The sequence below is a fragment of the Kingella kingae ATCC 23330 genome, assembly GCF_900111845.1.
Taxonomy (GTDB): Bacteria; Pseudomonadota; Gammaproteobacteria; order Burkholderiales; family Neisseriaceae; genus Kingella; species Kingella kingae.
Genome location: NZ_FOJK01000052.1, coordinates 1 through 908 on the forward strand (window position 1 = coordinate 1; position 908 = coordinate 908).

A 908-nucleotide genomic window follows, 5' to 3' on the forward strand; every position below is an offset into this window, starting at 1 on the left:
TTTTACCCAGTGGAGATTATTTTCAATACCCCAATGGTTGCGAATCGTTTTAGCAAAAAATTCTACATTATCATGATGATAGTTACTTAAATAAAAGTGTTGTTCCACTTTGCGCGAACCATCTGCTCCTATTTTCGTATTTGTAACAACAATCATACGTTTAGATGATTGCCAATTTTGGCTAACCCATTGTGTACATGGATAAAGAGCAACTTCACGTTGAATTTGTGCGCCTTTCTGTCTTTCCGTTGTTTGAATTTTCGAAAGTATTTGATTATTCGGAAGTTCTTGAAACTCTTTGAATAATCGGATTGCGCCTTTTTTAACACCTACAACGTAAAACTGCCCCAATTCATCAATCTCTACGAGACTTTTTTTGACAATATAAGGCATCTAATGTCAAAACCAAACCTTTGGTCTCTAGGTTTCTGATGTGCGGATTTTTTCGTAACTGGGTGTATTATCTCTATCCCATGCAAGATATTGTTTTAATTCATCAATATTATTAGCAAGGAATGCACCTATTTCGCGATTACCTTTCGCACCGCCCAAAATGGCAACAACAATGACTGTGAGTGTTTTGGCTAGATTATAGCGTTTGCCTGCTCCACGTCTGGTATCGGGTATGCGAGCGAAATATTCTTCTAGTGAGTGCATGGTGTTGTCCATTTGGTTGTTTAAACTTCGTGCATTATACTTTTAATTTAAAACTTGTCAGGTCTGGGATAAGTCCCACCTTACGCGCTACCAAAATTGCAGGCTGCTTTTATATAAAAAATGGGGTGGTGTCCTGAAAAGTGTGCTGTAAAAAAATAAGCAATAAAAAAGCAGCGAAAACAGAGTATATTTGAGTGTGTGAAAACAGAAATAACTCTAACTTGTCCTCGCTGCCAAGGACAAAATATAAA

General features: G+C 37.1%; 2 protein-coding genes. Both read right to left on the reverse strand.

The features are described 5' to 3' along the window. A partial coding sequence (locus BQ5809_RS08055; protein ID WP_479459023.1) for an ISAs1 family transposase occupies positions 1–393 on the reverse strand: 393 nt, incomplete at its 3' end. Between the two features lie 27 nt (positions 394–420). Next, a complete protein-coding gene (locus tag BQ5809_RS08060) occupies positions 421–657 on the reverse strand; it encodes a transposase family protein (RefSeq protein WP_060537242.1) in 237 nt (78 codons plus the stop codon). Positions 658–908 lie beyond the last annotated feature (251 nt).